Below are 14,543 nucleotides of genomic sequence, written 5' to 3' on the forward strand. Positions count from 1 at the left end.
GAATTGGGAAGGGTTTGTTCCCGGTCATCCGCTCAGGGAACGATATTCACCAGTCGGTCGGGAACCACGATCACCTTCTTCGGCGCGGCCCCGCCGAGCAGTTCCGCGATGCGCGGGCGCGCCAGAGCGGCGGCTTCGGCGGCCTGCTTGTCGATGCCCTTGGCGAGCGTCATCGTGTCGCGCAGCTTACCCGCGACCTGAATCGCGATCGTCACCTCGTCGTCGACGAGCAGCGCGGGATCGGCAACGGGCCAGACGGCGTCGGCGACGAGTGCGCTCGTGCGCTGCGCCGCAGGGAGCGCGGCCCATGCCTCTTCGGCCAAGTGCGGCATCATCGGCGCGACGAGCAGGATCAGCGTCCGGCACGCCTCGGCGCGGGTGGTCGAGGGTTTCGCCTTTTCGATCTCGTTCGCCAGCGCGTGGATCTTTGCCACCGCCTTGTTGAACCCGAGCGCCTCGATATCGGCGGCGACCCCGGCGATCGCCTGGTGGAGCTTGCGTGCAAGCGGTTTGTCCTCGCCACCGTCGCCGACATTCCCGGTCTCGCCGAACAGGCGCCACAGCCGCTGGACGAAACGCCACGCGCCCTCGATTCCCGCCTCGCTCCAAGGCAGGTCGCGCTCGGGCGGACTGTCGGAGAGCATGAACCAGCGCGCCGCGTCGGCGCCATATTGGTCGAGGATCGCGTCGGGATCGACGACATTCTTCTTCGACTTCGACATCTTGATGACGCGGCCGATTTCGACCGGCGCACCATCGGCCTCGAGCGTCGCCCCGTCGGCGCCGCGCACCACCTCTTCGGGGGTGAAAAAGAGCGGCGGGAGGCCCTCGCCCTGCGGACGGCTGTAGGTTTCGTGCGTCACCATGCCCTGCGTAAACAGGCTCGCGAACGGCTCCTTGACGTCGACCATCCCGAGCTTGTTGAGCGCACGCGTCCAGAAGCGCGCGTAGAGCAGGTGCAGGATCGCATGCTCGATCCCGCCGATATATTGGTCGACGGGCAACCAGCGGCGGATGACCTCGGGATCGAAGGGCTTGTCCGAAGGCGCGCTGGCAAAGCGCAGGAAATACCAGCTCGAATCGACGAAGGTGTCGAGCGTATCGGTCTCGCGCACCGCATCGCCGCCGCACGACGGGCAGGCGACATGCTTCCACGTCGGATGGCGACCCAGCGGATTGCCGGGGACCGAGAAATCGGCGTCCTCGGGAAGCTCGACGGGAAGCTGGTCCTTGGGGACCGGAACAAGACCGCATGCGGGGCAATGGATGAAGGGGATCGGCGTACCCCAATAGCGCTGGCGCGACACGCCCCAGTCGCGCAGCCGCCATACGGTCGTGCCCTTGCCCCAGCCTTCATGTTCGGCGCGCGCGATGACCGCGGCTTTCGCCTCGTCGATGTTCATGCCGTTCAGGAAATGGCTGTTCACAAGGCGGCCGGGACCGACATAGGCCTCGTCGCCCGCGAAGCGCTGTTCGGTCTCGTCGCCATCGGCGATGACGCGGTGGACGGGCAGTTCATATTTGCGCGCGAAGTCGAGGTCGCGCTGGTCGTGCGCCGGGCATCCGAAAATCGCGCCGGTGCCATAATCCATCAGCACATAGTTCACCACCCAGACGGGCAGATGCCAGTCGGGGTCAAGCGGATGTTCGACCGACAGCCCGGTGTCGAAGCCCATCTTATCGGCGGTTTCGAGCTGTTCGGCCGAGGTGCCCTGACGGCGACATTCGGCGATGAATTCGGCAAGGCGCGGCGAATCCTTCGCCAGCTTTTCGGCGAGCGGATGGTCGGGCGAAATCGCCGTGAAGCTCGCGCCGTACAGCGTGTCAGGACGCGTCGTAAAGACGTCGAACCCCGGCTTTCCGCCGACGAGCTTGAACGAAAATTCGAGCCCCTGCGACTTGCCGATCCAGTTTTCCTGCATCAGCCGCACCTTGTCGGGCCACTGGTCGAGTTCCTTCAGCCCTTCGAGCAACTCGTCGGCAAAGTCGGTGATCTTGAGAAACCACTGCGACAGTTTTTTCTTCTCGACGAGCGCGCCCGAGCGCCAGCCGCGACCGTCGATCACCTGCTCGTTCGCGAGAACGGTCATGTCGACAGGGTCCCAGTTGACGTAGCTTTCCTTGCGATAGACGAGGCCAGCGGCGTGAAGGTCGAGGAACAGCGCCTGTTCCTGTCCATAATAGTCGGCATCGCAGGTCGCGAGCTCGCGGCTCCAGTCGATCGCGAGGCCGAGGCGCCTCAGCTGCGCGCGCATCGCGTCGATATTGGCGCGCGTCCAGCCGCCGGGGTGGACGCCCTTTTCCATCGCGGCATTTTCGGCGGGCATGCCGAAGGCGTCCCAGCCCATCGGGTGAAGCACGTCGTGTCCGGTCATCCGCTTGAAGCGCGCGAGCACGTCGCCCATCGCATAGTTGCGGACATGCCCCATATGGATGCGCCCCGACGGATAGGGGAACATTTCGAGGATATAGGCCTTGGGCTTGCCGCCCGTATCGGGCGTGGCAAAGCTGTTCGCGGCATCCCATGCCGCCTGCCAGCGAGCATCGGCGGCGAGGGCGCTAAAGCGCGTTTCGCGGGTCATGTGTCGGTTACCCCGTTGGTCTGACTTACATGATCGTCATCCCGGCGAAGGCCGGGATCTCGCCCGTGGATCATGACGCCGAGGTCGAGATCCCGGCCTTCGCCGGGATGACAGGAATGGAAATTACCCCTCGATCGCGCTGCGGCGCAGGTCGCGGGCGCGGGTGAGGATGATTTCCTCGAGCTTTTGCACCGTTGCCGCCTGAACCGGCGCATCGACCCAGGCGCCGCCCTGCGCAACCTGGCGCGATGCGGCGACGCGGAGCGCGTCGGCGCGCAGATCCTGATCGAGGATCGACACCGTGACCTTCATCCGCTCGTTCGGGTTCGAGGGGTTCGCATACCAGTCGGTAATGATCACCCCGCCCGAACTGTCGGCCTGGAGCAGCGGCATGAACGACAGCGCATCGAGCGAGGCGCGCCACAAATAGCTGTTCACGCCGATCGTCGTGACCTGCGATGCAGCAAGGTCGGCGCGCGGACGTTCCCTGCCGCCGCACGCCGAAAGGCCGAGCGCGACGAGCCCGAGCAGCGCGAGCGCGGCCGGTCGGCGACTGCGCGAAGCAAGGACGGAAAGCTGGAACATGCCGAAACACCTTATTCTGGGCACCGCCGGGCATCGAAAACGCGGCCGCGCATGCTGGATTTGTCAGCGTCTCTATCGCCCTTGCCCGCATCGGGCAAGCACGGCAATTCGGCACGCGCCACCGTTCAGTTTCCAGTCATCGAATGCTTTCGCCTGCAACCAAACTGTGGTCATTGCGCAACAATTTCGGCAAAATAGGAATGCGGTACGGTTTATGGGGTGCGAATCACTGGAATTTTGGGTGCAAGCGGCCTATCTGGTGAGTCGTAGAGGAGTCGCAGAAAGATGGCGCGTAGTTCGCGACATTATTGGAGAGGGAGCCTTGCCGTTCTGGCGGCGCTTTCGCTCGCCCTGCCCCCGGCGCTTGCGGCAATGTCGCGCGCCGAGCGGATTCTCGACACCCAGCTTTCCGAAACGCTGCTCGGCCAGTTTACGCCTGCGTCGGGCGACCCGCGGCTGATCGCCCAATATACCAAGATGTCGGCCGAGGCGCGCAGCGGCTTCCGCTTCACGCCCGCGATCACCGACGACAGTCGCAAGAATCGCGCAATCACCGTCGTGATCCGCGCACGCGACGACGCATCGAGTGCCGCGCGTACTGCCGCGCTGGCGACGGGCCGCACCAAGGCGCCGGTCGCAATCACGCCGGTGACATATGATCTGGGCGCATCGGTCGGCTATGAGAAGTTCGCAACGCCTTCGCTGCCGCGCGGCGTCGATATCGCCAACCTGCCCGTCGCGCGCGCGCCCGAGCAGGCCGAAAAGAAATCGCGCTTTGCAACGCGCATGGTCAGCCGGTCAAGCGACCCGGCGGGTGCGACCGACCGCGTGACCGCGCCCGGCGAAGACCAGACCGTCGATGTCGTGAGCAGCTATCGCCTGACCAAGAATATCGATGTCACCGCCGGCGTGCGCTATCGCCCGGGCGACCGCGTGGAGCCGCTGACCGATTCGCGCCGCGACAGTCAGGCGGTCTATGTCGGAACCGCGTTCCGCTTCTGACGCTTTTGGCGCGCGAGCGCCTTGTCCTCCCACGCCCCGATCGCTGCCCACGCCACGCGCATGCCTTGCGCAGCGACCTGCCGCTGCAGCCGCCGCGCACGCCCACGCGTCATTCCGCCGAGCGCAGCAGGGCCGGCACCGCTCGCCCGCGCGAGGCGTGCCCATTTGGCGGTACCGAGCGCGGGCGCGCTGGGGTGCGAGCGGGTCGGATAAAGCGGCGAAACGAAAGCGAGCATCGCCCCCGCTCGCTGCGTCCGGCGCGCCTCCTTCCCATCATGGACCGGCATCGAGACGATCAGGCCGTTGCGCCTGGCCTGCGCCGCGTGCCGTGCATCGCGCTGGCGCAAATGGACGCCGTCGGCTCCCCAGCGCCGTGCGGTTTCGGGGATTCCGGCGAGCAGCAATATATGTCCGCGCGCCCGCGCGATAGCAGCGAGCCGCCGCACAAGGCGCCAGCGTGCCCCTGGCACCAGCCTGTCGTGCCGCACAACGATGCCGCTCCCCGGTGGCAATGCAGCCGCGACGCGCTCGACCGGAAGCAACAGCCGCTCGTCGGTAAAAAACCACGCGACCGGAAGTGCGGCGGACAGGGGGTGGCGTCGAACCATCACCCTTCCTATAGGCGCGTCGCGGGCGGGCGCAACGCGCGCTACTGACGGGACGAGACATGGACGAAGCGACCGAAAGATTGGCGGATGTGCGTGCGACAATCGCCACCGCGGCAGCGCGCGCCAAGCGACGCGCCGATGATATCTGCCTGATTGCCGTATCGAAAACGCATGCCGCGGCGGCAATCCGGCCGTTGATCGCGGCGGGGCAGCGACATTTCGGCGAGAATCGCGTGCAGGAAGCGGCGGCCAAATGGCCCGAGCTGCGCGCAGAAGCCGCCGGACTCACGCTTCACCTGATCGGCCAGCTCCAGTCGAACAAGGCCGAGGATGCGGTGCAATTGTTCGACGCCATCCATTCGGTCGACCGCCCGTCACTCGTCGCCGCACTGGCCAAGGCGTGCGACAAGCTGGGCAAACGCCCGCAATTGTTCGTACAGGTCAATGTCGGCGACGAAGGACAAAAGGGCGGCTGTGCAGTCGCCGACCTTCCCGCGCTGCTCGCCGAAGCGCGCGCAGCGGGGCTGGAGATCGACGGGCTGATGGCGATCCCCCCCGCCGATGTCGAACCCGCTCCCTATTTCGCGCTGCTCGACGAACTTGCCGAGCGCCACAGCCTGCCGCTGCGATCGATGGGGATGAGCGGCGATTATGCGACGGCGGTGATGCTGGGCGCGACGCATGTGCGCGTCGGAACCGCGCTGTTCGGTGCGCGCGGCTGACGCGCTATTGATAGTCCACAGTCACCAAAATTCGCGCGCAATAGTCGCAGTCGTCGAGCGCGCCAACCGCGACGCGCCCCATGTCGAGCTGCGTTTCGACCTCGACGCGCAGCGGCGCGGATATTCTCGCCTGCGTCCGAGGTCCATCATGGTTAAGGCGCGGTAAAGCCGCCCGGCGCGAGAAGGGGGCGACGAGGCGCCGAGGCCCTTGCGGGGCGGTGGCCGCAGACCAATATTGGCGCGGTACAGGCGGCGCGCGCAGCGCTCCCGCCAACAGGAGTTTTCCCATGACCGACCCCAAGACCGACCGCACGCTCGACCCGATGGCGCATTATGTGCTGCGCGAAGGCGGCACCGAGCGCGCTTTTACGGGCAAATATAGCGATCACAAGGATGACGGCGTCTATCGCTGCGCGGGCTGCGGCGCGCCGCTGTTCGACAGCCGGACCAAATATGACAGCGGCTCGGGCTGGCCGAGCTACACCGCCCCTGCCGACGACGCCGCGCTGACCGAGTTGACCGACACGAGCCATGGCATGGTCCGCACCGAAGTGCGCTGCGCGGCGTGCGAGGGGCATCTGGGCCATGTCTTCCCCGACGGCCCCGGTCCGAACGGCTTGCGCTATTGCATCAACAGCGCGGCGCTTGACTTCGCCGAACGCGGGAAGGATGACGCAGGAGCCGACAAGGACTGATTTTCGGGCCAAGGCACTTGCGTCACGGGCGCAGCGGAAAAAGGAACAGGCAGGTTGCGCCGCGAACGACAGCAGGCATCGTCGGGTAAATCGTCACAATCGAACGCGAAACGGACCGCTTCGTCGGGCGGCGGCGGGCCGTCGCGGCTGCGCATCTGGATCAAGCGGATCGTCCGCTGGGCGCTTGGGCTGGCGCTGGTCGGCGCGGTCGCGCTGGGCGTTGCCGTCGCGATCGCGGTGCAGCGAATGCCGAGTTTCGAGGAGCTCAAGAAATCGCCAGCCGGACAGACGATCCGCGTCCGCGCCGCCGACGGCACCGTTTTCCTGTCGCTCGGTCCCAACTACGGTCGCTGGCTGACGCTCCGCGAAACGCCCGAGGTGATGCAGGATGCGATGGTCGCGGTCGAGGACCGCCGCTTTCGCTATCACCCCGGCATCGATCCCGTCGGCATGGCGCGCGCTGCGATCGTTGCGGTGGAGAACTACGGCACCGGCCGCCGGATGCAGGGCGCATCGACGATCACGCAGCAGCTTGCGCGCAACATCTTTCTGTCGAACAGCTACACCTGGACGCGCAAGATGCGCGAAGCGGTGCTCGCGCTGGCGCTCGAATGGAAATTCTCGAAGGACGAGATTCTCGAGCTCTACCTCAACAAGGTCTATTTCGGTGGCGGCAGCTATGGCATCGACGCCGCGTCGAACAGCTTTTTCGGCCATAGCGCGACCGAAATGTCGCTGTCCGAGGCCGCGGTGATCGCGGGGCTGGTCAAGGCACCGTCGCGCTATTCGCCAACCGCCGACGCGCAGGCGGCGCTGGGACGCGCGGGCGTCGTGCTGTCGGTGATGGTCGATGCAGGGGCCATCACGCAGGCGCAGGCCGATGCGGCGAAACCCGCCGATGTGCGGCTGGCCAAGGAGACCGGACAGAATAGCGCGCGCTATTTTACCGATTGGGCGCTGCCGCAGCTCGACATGCTGATCGACGAGGGCAGCGAGGCGCTCGACGTCTATACGACGATCGACCTCGGCATGCAGCGCGCCGCGACGGCTTCGATCCAGGCGAATACCCCTGGCAGCGTGCAAGGCGCGCTCGTGTCGCTCGATCGCGACGGGGCTGTGCGCGCCATGGTCGGCGGCACCGACTATGTCACCTCCAACTACAACCGCGCGACGCAGGCGCTGCGCCAGCCGGGGTCGGCGTGGAAGCTGTTCGTCTATATGGCGGCGCTCGAGGCGGGGTATAAGGTCGAGGACGAGGTCGTCGACGAGCCCGTGACGATCAACGGCTGGAGTCCACGCAACTCGTCGGGCCGCTTTTCCGGCGCGATCAGCCTGCGCACGGCCTTTGCCTATTCGATCAACACGATTGCCGCGAAGCTGGGCGACGAGATCGGCTTTTCGACCGTCGCCAATATGGCGCGACGGTTCGGCATCACGACGCCGGTCAACACCCATCCGTCGATGGTGCTTGGCAGCGCCGAAGTGCGCGTCATCGACATGACCGCCGCCTTTGCCGCCGTATCGCGCGGCGGCATTTCGGTTCAGCCCTATGGCATCACCAAGGTCACGACCGCGGGCGGCGAGCTTCTCTATCAACGCCCGCCCGAGCGCGGGCAGCTTCTCGTCGACAAATGGGTCGCGGCGGGAATCACCGACCTGCTCCAGACCGCGGTCAACACGGGTACGGGCCGCGCCGCGCAGATCGGCCGTCCCGTCGCGGGCAAGACCGGAACGACGTCGAGCAACAAGGACGGCTGGTTCCTCGGCTTTTCGAGCGGGCTCACGACCGGCGTGTGGATGGGACGCGACGACGCTCGCCCCGTCGGCGGGCTGCAGGGCGGACGGGCACCCGCAAAGGCCTTTGCCGACTATATGCGCATCGCGGTTGCGCGGCGCCCGGTCGAGCAGTTCGATACCGAAGTCGTGCTTCCCGAATGGCAGCTCGAGGAAGAAGGCGACGCCTATTTCGGCGAGCCCGGAGAGGAAGGCTATGTCGACGAGAACGGCATGCCGATCGAACTGCCCTATGGCGGGTCGCAGCCCGAGTTCGGCGCGCCGCCGCCACCGCAGCCCGAGGGGCCGGTGCTCGACCAGCAATGGATCGAGGAGCAGACAGGACGCCGCGCGCCGCAGCCCGAGCCCAAAGGGCCGACACCGAAAACAGTAACGCCCCCTGCTCCCAAAACGACCCCGCCGCCCAAGGCGCAACAAGCGCCACAACAGCGCGCACGCGAACCTGGAACCGACGGAATCTATTAGGCGGTAAAGCGGTAGCGATGGAGCGCGCGCCCTTCGCGGCGCAGCCATTGCCGCGCCGCGCCGACATCGCCGTCGTGAAGCCTGTCGACGAGCGCGTGGAAATCGGCACCATGGTCCATATGGCGCAAATGGGCGACCTCGTGCGCCACGGTCGCGCGGCGGACATGATCGGGCGCCATCACGAGCCGCCAGCTGTAGCGCAGATCGCCGTTCGCGGTGCAGCTGCCCCAGCGGCTGCGCGGATCGCCCACGCCGACGCGCCCCACCCTGAGCCCGGCCGACGCGGCGATCGCCCGGCTTTCGCGATCGAGCAGCGCGCGCGCCTCGGCCTTCAGCCAGCGTTCGATGCGGCGGCCGACGGTTTCGGCGGGGCCGCCGACACCGAGCCGGTCGGCGTCGAGGCGCACAATCCGCGGCGCCTTTGCTTCCCAGTCGACGCGGCGCGCAATCCCGAAGACCGGCACCGCCGCGCCGGGGCCGACCAGCACGGGCGCGGCGGCCTTTCCCGCCTGTTCGTGCAGCCACTCCTGCTGTTCGCTCGCCCATTTGATCGCGCGCGCCGTACTCGACCGGCGCGGGAGGGTCAGGCGCAATTCGCCACGCGCCGCGTCGAGAATGAGCCGGTAACGGCGCGCACGCGCATGGGCGACGATGCGGACCGGCCACGGCGTATCGCCGATCCAGATGTGGGGGCCATCGGGCGCGAAGTCAGACGACGCGTTCGACAAGATGATTCTCGAGCGGTCCGGCGACGTCTTCGCCGACCGTCCAGCCGACGATCGATTCACCGGCCCGGTGAACCGCATCGCGGTCGCCGCAGACGAGATAATGCCAGTCGGGAAGCGAAAGCCCCTCGGCACGCAGGCGATAGGCGCAACTTTGCGGCAGCCATTCGATGTCGCCGACCTTTGCCTTGGTCAGCGTCAGACAGTCGGGAACGTGACGCCGGCGATGTTTATAGTCGCCGCAGCGTGCGGTCTTGAGGTCAAGCAGGCGGCACGCGACATTGGTCGGATAGATGCGCCCCGTATCGGCATCCTCCAGCTTGTGGAGGCAGCATTTCCCGCACCCGTCGCACAAAGCTTCCCACTGCCCCGCGTCGAGGCTGGCGAGCGGCGCCTCCCAAAAGGGCGGCGCTGCCAAGGTCGGCGTTACTTCACCCATTTTTCCAGCTCGGCGGCGACCGCATCGGGGGTGCCTTCATCGGCATCGGTCGATGGATCGTCGAGCGGAAGCAGCGCCAGTGGCTTGCCTTCGGGATCCATCAGGAAGGCCAGCTGGCTATGCGCCATCAGATAGCGGTCGGGCGCCGACCCTTCGACCTTGTTATAGGTAACGACAAAGGCCTTTGCCGCAGCGGCAATCTGTTCGGGCGTCCCCGTGAGGCCGAGCAGCCGGGGGTGATAGCGCGCCACGAAGGGCTTGAGCGCCTCGGGGGTGTCGCGGGCAGGGTCGACGGTGACGAAGAGCGGTTGGATCTTCGCGCCGTGCTCGGGCGCCGCTTTCTCGAACTGCGCGAGGCCGCGCATCAGCTTTTGCAAGTCGACCGGGCAGATATCGGGGCAGAAGCTGTAGCCGAAATAGAGCAACCGATATTTGCCCGCAAAGTCGGTGTCGCTGACGCTGTTGCCATCCTGATCGACGAGTGTGAACGGGCCGCCGATACGCGCACCCTCGAGCGGCGGGCGCGCGGACGGCGCTTCGGCGGGGCCGCCGCATGACGCGAGAGCGGAACCCAAAACCAGCATCAGGCTTGCACGGACCAGCCTTTGTCCCATATTTGCGAAGTTCATCATGCAGCCAGCCTTGGTCGGCTAGGTAGCGAAAATCAACCTTTGTCGTCGCGCGTGCGGCGCTTGCCTGTGGGGGCCCTTTCATGTTTCGTCGCGCGGAATTCCGCCTCGCCGCTTATCTGCTGTTCGCCGCCGCCGTTGGCAGCGCCCTTGCAGCGTCGCCCGCCAGCGCACAGTTCCGCGGCGGCTACGCCTTTTTGCAAGCAGTCGACAACCGCGACGGGACCAAGGCAACCGAAGCGATCAATGACGATCCGGCGCTCATCAACACGCGCCATCCCGACAATGGCGAGACGGCGCTGGCGATCGTGACCAAGCGCCGCGACACGACCTGGCTGCGCTTCCTCCTCGGCAAGAGCGCCGATCCCGGGATTGCCGACCGGCAAGGGATGACGCCGCTGATGCACGCCGCCCTCCTCAACTATACCGAAGGCGCCGAATATCTGGCCGACGGCGGCGCGCCGATCGATCAAACGAACCGCCGCGGCGAAACCGCGCTGATCCTGGCGGTTCAGTCGCGCAACGTCGCGATGGTCCGTTTTCTTGTGCAGCGCGGCGCCAATCCCGACAAGGCCGATCATATCGCGGGGCTGTCGGCACGCGATTATGCCAAGCGCGACGACCGCACCGGACAGATCATCGCGCTGCTCGATGCCAAGGCGGACACCGCCGAGCGCGACTTCGGACCGACCTTCGGCCCCGAATGACCAGTACAATGTGATGTGGATATTGACTTTCACATTGAAATGTGAAAATTCGCCAGCATGTCCACGCAACTCATCGAGCGAATCCGCTCCATCGTCGAAGACGGGTCGGTGACCCGCTCGGGCCTCGCGCGCGCCGCTGGCCTCCACGCCAACAGCCTTCGCGACCTCGATTCGGACGGTTGGAATCCCACCGCCGAAACGCTCCGCAAGCTGGAAAACTGGCTCGCCCACGGCAGCGACCTGTCGCCGATGGCGACGCCGGAGGAGATCATTGCCGAGGCGCGCAACGGCCGCATGTTCATCCTTGTCGACGACGAGGATCGCGAGAATGAAGGCGACCTGATCATCCCCGCGCAGATGGCGACGCCCGATTCGATCAATTTCATGGCAATGCACGGTCGCGGGCTCATCTGCCTGACCCTGACGCGCGAGCGGGTCGAAGCTTTGGGGCTCGAATTGATGAGCCGCAACAATCGCTCACGCCACGGCACCGCCTTCACGACGTCGATTGAGGCACGCGAGGGAATCGACACGGGGATATCGGCGGCCGACCGCGCGCGAACCGTGTCGGTGGCGATCGATGCCGCCAAGGGCCGCGACGACATCGTCACGCCCGGTCACGTCTTTCCCTTGATCGCGCGCGATGGCGGCGTCCTGGTCCGCGCCGGGCATACCGAGGCAGCGGTCGACATCAGCCGGTTGGCAGGGCTCAACCCGTCGGCGGTCATCTGCGAAGTGATGAACGACGACGGCACGATGGCGCGGCTCGACGACCTTATCCCATTTGCGCGGCGTCACGGCATGAAAATCGGCACGATCGCCGACCTGATCGCCTATCGCAGCCGCACCGACCGGCTTGTCGAATGCGTGGCGGACGAACCGTTCGAGTCCGACTATGGCGGCGACTGGCGGCTCAAATCCTATCGCAACAAAGTCGACGGCAGCGTCAATCTGGTACTCCAGAAGGGCGCGGTCGATCCTGAAGGCGTGACCTTGGTCCGCATGCACAAAGTGTCGCTGCTCGACGACATCATGGGGCGCCCCGGACCGCGCAAGCGCCGGCTTCAGCGTTCGATGCAGGCGATCGGCGAAGCCGGGTCGGGGGTCATCGTGCTATTGCTGCGCCCGCTTCCCGGAGCTGAAGATCCCGAAGCGGCTGCCCCGGCCGACGGCAAGGAGCTTCGCACCTATGGCATCGGCGCGCAGATCCTTGCCGACCTTGGCGTCCATGCGATGGAACTGCTGACGCCGACGCACAGCAATATCGTCGGGCTCGAGGGCTATGGCCTGTCGGTCGTCGGCGAACGCGCAATTCCGGGGGAGAGCGAATAATGGCGCATGTCCTGATCGCCGAAGCACGTTTTTACAGCCATCTCAACGATATGCTGCTCGACGGCGTGCGCAGCGCGCTCGAAGCCGAAGGGCATAGCCACGAGACGGTGACCGTTCCCGGCGCACTCGAACTGCCCGCCGCGATTTCGCTTGCCGCAGACAGCGGGCGCTATGACGCCTATGTCGCGCTCGGCGTCGTCATCCGCGGCGAAACCTATCATTTCGAGGTGGTGTCGAACGAAAGCGCGCGCGGCATCATGGCATTGACGCTCGACGGGCTCGCCATCGGCAACGGCATCTTGACCGTCGAAAATGAAGAACAGGCGCTTGCACGCGCCGACAAGACGCGCAAGGATAAGGGCGGTGAAGCGGCGAAGGCCGCGCTCGCGATGCTCGCGCTGAAGGAACAGTTCGGAATTGGTTGATCGACCACCCCCCAGCCGCCTTTCCGTTGTCGAACGCGACGGGCGGCTGGTGGTCGTCGATCGCAAGACGGGCAAGACCCCGCCGAGCGCGGCCGAGCGCATGGCCGAACATGACCGCCGCCGCGGATACGAGGCCGAACGTCCACCGCTCCCCGAGCCGGTTTCCGAAGCCTTCGTCGAACCTGCGCCGCCACCCAGGAAAATAGCCGCGCCCGCCGCTTCGGTCCGCGCCGCGAAGCACGAGGCCGACGCGGCCGCGCGCGGACGCACGGCCGACATGCGCGGCGAGCCAAAGCGCAATCCGTGGGGCGAGCAAAAGCAGCGCAATCGGCCCGAACCGGCTCCCGCTCCTGCCGCGGCGCGCGCGCGAATCGCCGCGCGCGCTGCCACATCGGCGCCCGGCCGCAAGACCATCGTCACGGGGAAATGGTGGGACGAAAAGGGGCCGCGGACGATCGAGCTTGGCCCCAAGGGTCAACAGGCGCTGAGCGGCGGGTTCGTCACGCTGGCAATCGTCGCCGCGGTCTTTGCGATTACCTTGCTGCTGATCCAGCCTGTCCTGCTCTTCATCGTCGCCTTTCTCGCTTTCCAGTTCGGCGGCAAGGCGCTGGCGCCGCTCGGCGCGTCGATCGTCGACAAGGCGCTCGCCGAGCGACATTAGCCTTTGATTTTACACCGACAGGCAATGCGCCCCCGCCTTCGCGGGGGCACAAGATGCGTTACGCCGCCTCGAGCGCCGGATAGTCGATATAGCCCTCCGGACCCGGCGAATACCAGGTTTTCGGATTGTCGGCGGCCCATGGCGCGCCCGTCCGGATGCGTTCGACAAGATCGGGGTTGCCGATGAACGGCCGCCCGAAGGCGATGGCATCGGCAATGCCGTCGGCAAGCGCGGCTTCGGCGTTCGCTGTGTCATAGTCGCTGTTGAGGATCAGCGGCCCCTTGAACGCCGCGCGAATCGAGGGCGACTGTTTGGGCACGTCGGTCCGCCCGAATGTACCGTCAGGACCGGGCTCGCGCAGTTCAAGGAAGGCAATGCCGAGCTTGTCGAGCGCCGCGGCGGCGACCGGGAAGAGCTTGTCGGGCGCGCTGTCGTCGACGCCCTGCGTGTCGCCGTTGGGCGACAGGCGCACTGCGACGCGGTCGGCGCCCCAGACGCCGATCAGCGCCTCGGTCACTTCACCGAGCAGGCGGATCCGGTTCTCGACTGAACCGCCATAATCGTCGTCGCGCAAATTGCTGTTGTTGCGCAGGAACTGGTCTATCAGATAACCGTTCGCGCCATGGAGCTGGACGCCATCGAATCCCGCCTTTTTGGCGTTCTCCGCCGCATGGACATAGTCGGCGATCACGCGCGGAATCTCGTCGAGGCGCAGCGGGCGCGCGACCTCATAGTCGAGCCGCCCGACGGGCGTGTGCGCCTGCCCGGGCGCCTTCGTCGCCGACGCCGACACCGGCGGCTTGCCGTCGTTGAACACCGAATGGACGACGCGCCCCATGTGCCAGAGCTGCGCGACGATGCGCCCGCCCGCTTCGTGCACCGCATCGGTCACTGGCTTCCAGCCTTCGACCTGCGCGTCGGTCCAAAGCCCCGGCGCATTGGGCCAGCCGAGTCCCTCCTGCGAGATCCCCGTCGCTTCCGAAATGATCAGCCCCGCCGACGCGCGCTGTCGGTAATATTCGCGCGCCAGCTCGTTGGGCACGAAGCCCGGGCCGGCGCGGCCGCGCGTCAGCGGCGCCATGATGATGCGGTTGGGCGCGTCGATCGCGCCAAGCTTGATCGGATCGAAGAGCGAGGGGGCTGAGGCCATTATTGCTTACCTTTCACTTTCT

15 protein-coding genes are annotated in these 14,543 nt (G+C 66.3%); 8 read left to right on the forward strand and 7 right to left on the reverse strand.

The window, feature by feature from the left end:
• Positions 1-32: 32 nt before the first annotated feature.
• Together leuS and JI743_RS11405 are read right to left on the reverse strand one after the other, a co-directional pair.
• On the reverse strand, positions 33-2,582 hold the full coding sequence (gene leuS / locus JI743_RS11400; RefSeq protein WP_201928421.1) for a leucine--tRNA ligase: 2,550 nt from the start codon (positions 2,580-2,582) through the stop codon (positions 33-35).
• 123 nt (positions 2,583-2,705) lie between these two features.
• On the reverse strand, positions 2,706-3,167 hold the full coding sequence (locus JI743_RS11405; protein ID WP_201928422.1) for a DUF3576 domain-containing protein: 462 nt from the start codon (positions 3,165-3,167) through the stop codon (positions 2,706-2,708).
• A gap of 285 nt (positions 3,168-3,452) precedes the next feature.
• Here JI743_RS11405 and JI743_RS11410 point away from each other — a divergent pair, with 285 nt between their 5' ends.
• Complete coding sequence (locus JI743_RS11410) at positions 3,453-4,169, forward strand: hypothetical protein (RefSeq protein ID WP_201928423.1); 717 nt, start codon at positions 3,453-3,455, stop codon at positions 4,167-4,169.
• Here JI743_RS11410 and JI743_RS11415 read toward each other — a convergent pair.
• A complete protein-coding gene (locus JI743_RS11415) occupies positions 4,142-4,777 on the reverse strand; it encodes a thiamine phosphate synthase (protein WP_201928424.1) in 636 nt (211 codons plus the stop codon). The two genes, JI743_RS11410 and JI743_RS11415, sit on opposite strands and share 28 nt — an antisense overlap.
• Before the next feature lie 59 nt (positions 4,778-4,836).
• Here JI743_RS11415 and JI743_RS11420 point away from each other — a divergent pair, with 59 nt between their 5' ends.
• From JI743_RS11420 to JI743_RS11430, 3 genes are all read left to right on the forward strand, one after another.
• Entirely contained in the window at positions 4,837-5,499 is a 663-nt protein-coding gene (locus JI743_RS11420) for a YggS family pyridoxal phosphate-dependent enzyme (protein WP_201928425.1), read from the forward strand.
• 287 nt (positions 5,500-5,786) lie between these two features.
• Positions 5,787-6,194, forward strand: a complete 408-nt coding sequence (msrB, locus tag JI743_RS11425) for a peptide-methionine (R)-S-oxide reductase MsrB (protein WP_201928426.1) — start codon at positions 5,787-5,789, stop codon at positions 6,192-6,194.
• A 54-nt stretch (positions 6,195-6,248) separates the two neighbouring features.
• Positions 6,249-8,453 (forward strand): transglycosylase domain-containing protein, encoded by a 2,205-nt coding sequence (locus tag JI743_RS11430; RefSeq protein ID WP_201928427.1) that lies wholly within the window; start codon positions 6,249-6,251, stop codon positions 8,451-8,453.
• On the opposite strand, the gene JI743_RS11435 is transcribed toward JI743_RS11430, so the two are convergent.
• From JI743_RS11435 to JI743_RS11445, 3 genes are read right to left on the reverse strand one after another with little or no spacing between them, the layout of a single operon-like run.
• Positions 8,450-9,181, reverse strand: coding sequence for a M48 family metallopeptidase (locus JI743_RS11435; RefSeq protein ID WP_236659871.1), 732 nt, complete (start codon positions 9,179-9,181; stop codon positions 8,450-8,452). The two genes, JI743_RS11430 and JI743_RS11435, sit on opposite strands and share 4 nt — an antisense overlap.
• Complete coding sequence (locus JI743_RS11440) at positions 9,162-9,617, reverse strand: YcgN family cysteine cluster protein (protein ID WP_201928429.1); 456 nt, start codon at positions 9,615-9,617, stop codon at positions 9,162-9,164. The genes JI743_RS11435 and JI743_RS11440 overlap by 20 nt, the downstream gene beginning before the upstream one ends.
• Positions 9,605-10,249, reverse strand: coding sequence for an SCO family protein (locus JI743_RS11445; protein WP_201928430.1), 645 nt, complete (start codon positions 10,247-10,249; stop codon positions 9,605-9,607). The genes JI743_RS11440 and JI743_RS11445 overlap by 13 nt, the downstream gene beginning before the upstream one ends.
• Before the next feature lie 80 nt (positions 10,250-10,329).
• Between JI743_RS11445 and JI743_RS11450 the strand changes: the two genes are divergently transcribed.
• From JI743_RS11450 to JI743_RS11465, 4 genes are read left to right on the forward strand one after another with little or no spacing between them, the layout of a single operon-like run.
• A complete protein-coding gene (locus tag JI743_RS11450; protein WP_201928431.1) occupies positions 10,330-10,953 on the forward strand; it encodes an ankyrin repeat domain-containing protein in 624 nt (207 codons plus the stop codon).
• 57 nt (positions 10,954-11,010) lie between these two features.
• A complete protein-coding gene (ribB, locus tag JI743_RS11455; RefSeq protein ID WP_201928432.1) occupies positions 11,011-12,285 on the forward strand; it encodes a 3,4-dihydroxy-2-butanone-4-phosphate synthase in 1,275 nt (424 codons plus the stop codon).
• On the forward strand, positions 12,285-12,710 hold the full coding sequence (gene ribH / locus JI743_RS11460; protein ID WP_201928433.1) for a 6,7-dimethyl-8-ribityllumazine synthase: 426 nt from the start codon (positions 12,285-12,287) through the stop codon (positions 12,708-12,710). The genes ribB and ribH overlap by 1 nt, the downstream gene beginning before the upstream one ends.
• Positions 12,703-13,371 carry a hypothetical protein gene (locus JI743_RS11465; protein WP_201928434.1) on the forward strand — a complete coding sequence of 223 codons (669 nt, stop codon included), beginning with the start codon at positions 12,703-12,705 and terminating at the stop codon, positions 13,369-13,371. The genes ribH and JI743_RS11465 overlap by 8 nt, the downstream gene beginning before the upstream one ends.
• Before the next feature lie 58 nt (positions 13,372-13,429).
• On the opposite strand, the gene JI743_RS11470 is transcribed toward JI743_RS11465, so the two are convergent.
• A complete protein-coding gene (locus JI743_RS11470; protein WP_201928435.1) occupies positions 13,430-14,521 on the reverse strand; it encodes an alkene reductase in 1,092 nt (363 codons plus the stop codon).
• Positions 14,522-14,543: the final 22 nt, after the last annotated feature.

The organism is Sphingopyxis jiangsuensis, assembly GCF_016734905.1.
In the GTDB taxonomy this organism is placed as follows: Bacteria; Pseudomonadota; Alphaproteobacteria; order Sphingomonadales; family Sphingomonadaceae; genus Sphingopyxis; species Sphingopyxis jiangsuensis.

Coding starts and splice junctions, on each gene's coding strand:
- leuS (WP_201928421.1), bottom strand. CDS start 2,582: ATGACCCGCGAAACGCGCTTTAGCGCCCTCGCCGCCGATGCTCGCTGG.
- JI743_RS11405 (WP_201928422.1), bottom strand. CDS start 3,167: ATGTTCCAGCTTTCCGTCCTTGCTTCGCGCAGTCGCCGACCGGCCGCG.
- JI743_RS11410 (WP_201928423.1), top strand. CDS start 3,453: ATGGCGCGTAGTTCGCGACATTATTGGAGAGGGAGCCTTGCCGTTCTG.
- JI743_RS11415 (WP_201928424.1), bottom strand. CDS start 4,777: ATGGTTCGACGCCACCCCCTGTCCGCCGCACTTCCGGTCGCGTGGTTT.
- JI743_RS11420 (WP_201928425.1), top strand. CDS start 4,837: ATGGACGAAGCGACCGAAAGATTGGCGGATGTGCGTGCGACAATCGCC.
- msrB (WP_201928426.1), top strand. CDS start 5,787: ATGACCGACCCCAAGACCGACCGCACGCTCGACCCGATGGCGCATTAT.
- JI743_RS11440 (WP_201928429.1), bottom strand. CDS start 9,617: ATGGGTGAAGTAACGCCGACCTTGGCAGCGCCGCCCTTTTGGGAGGCG.
- JI743_RS11445 (WP_201928430.1), bottom strand. CDS start 10,249: ATGATGAACTTCGCAAATATGGGACAAAGGCTGGTCCGTGCAAGCCTG.
- JI743_RS11450 (WP_201928431.1), top strand. CDS start 10,330: ATGTTTCGTCGCGCGGAATTCCGCCTCGCCGCTTATCTGCTGTTCGCC.
- ribB (WP_201928432.1), top strand. CDS start 11,011: ATGTCCACGCAACTCATCGAGCGAATCCGCTCCATCGTCGAAGACGGG.
- ribH (WP_201928433.1), top strand. CDS start 12,285: ATGGCGCATGTCCTGATCGCCGAAGCACGTTTTTACAGCCATCTCAAC.
- JI743_RS11470 (WP_201928435.1), bottom strand. CDS start 14,521: ATGGCCTCAGCCCCCTCGCTCTTCGATCCGATCAAGCTTGGCGCGATC.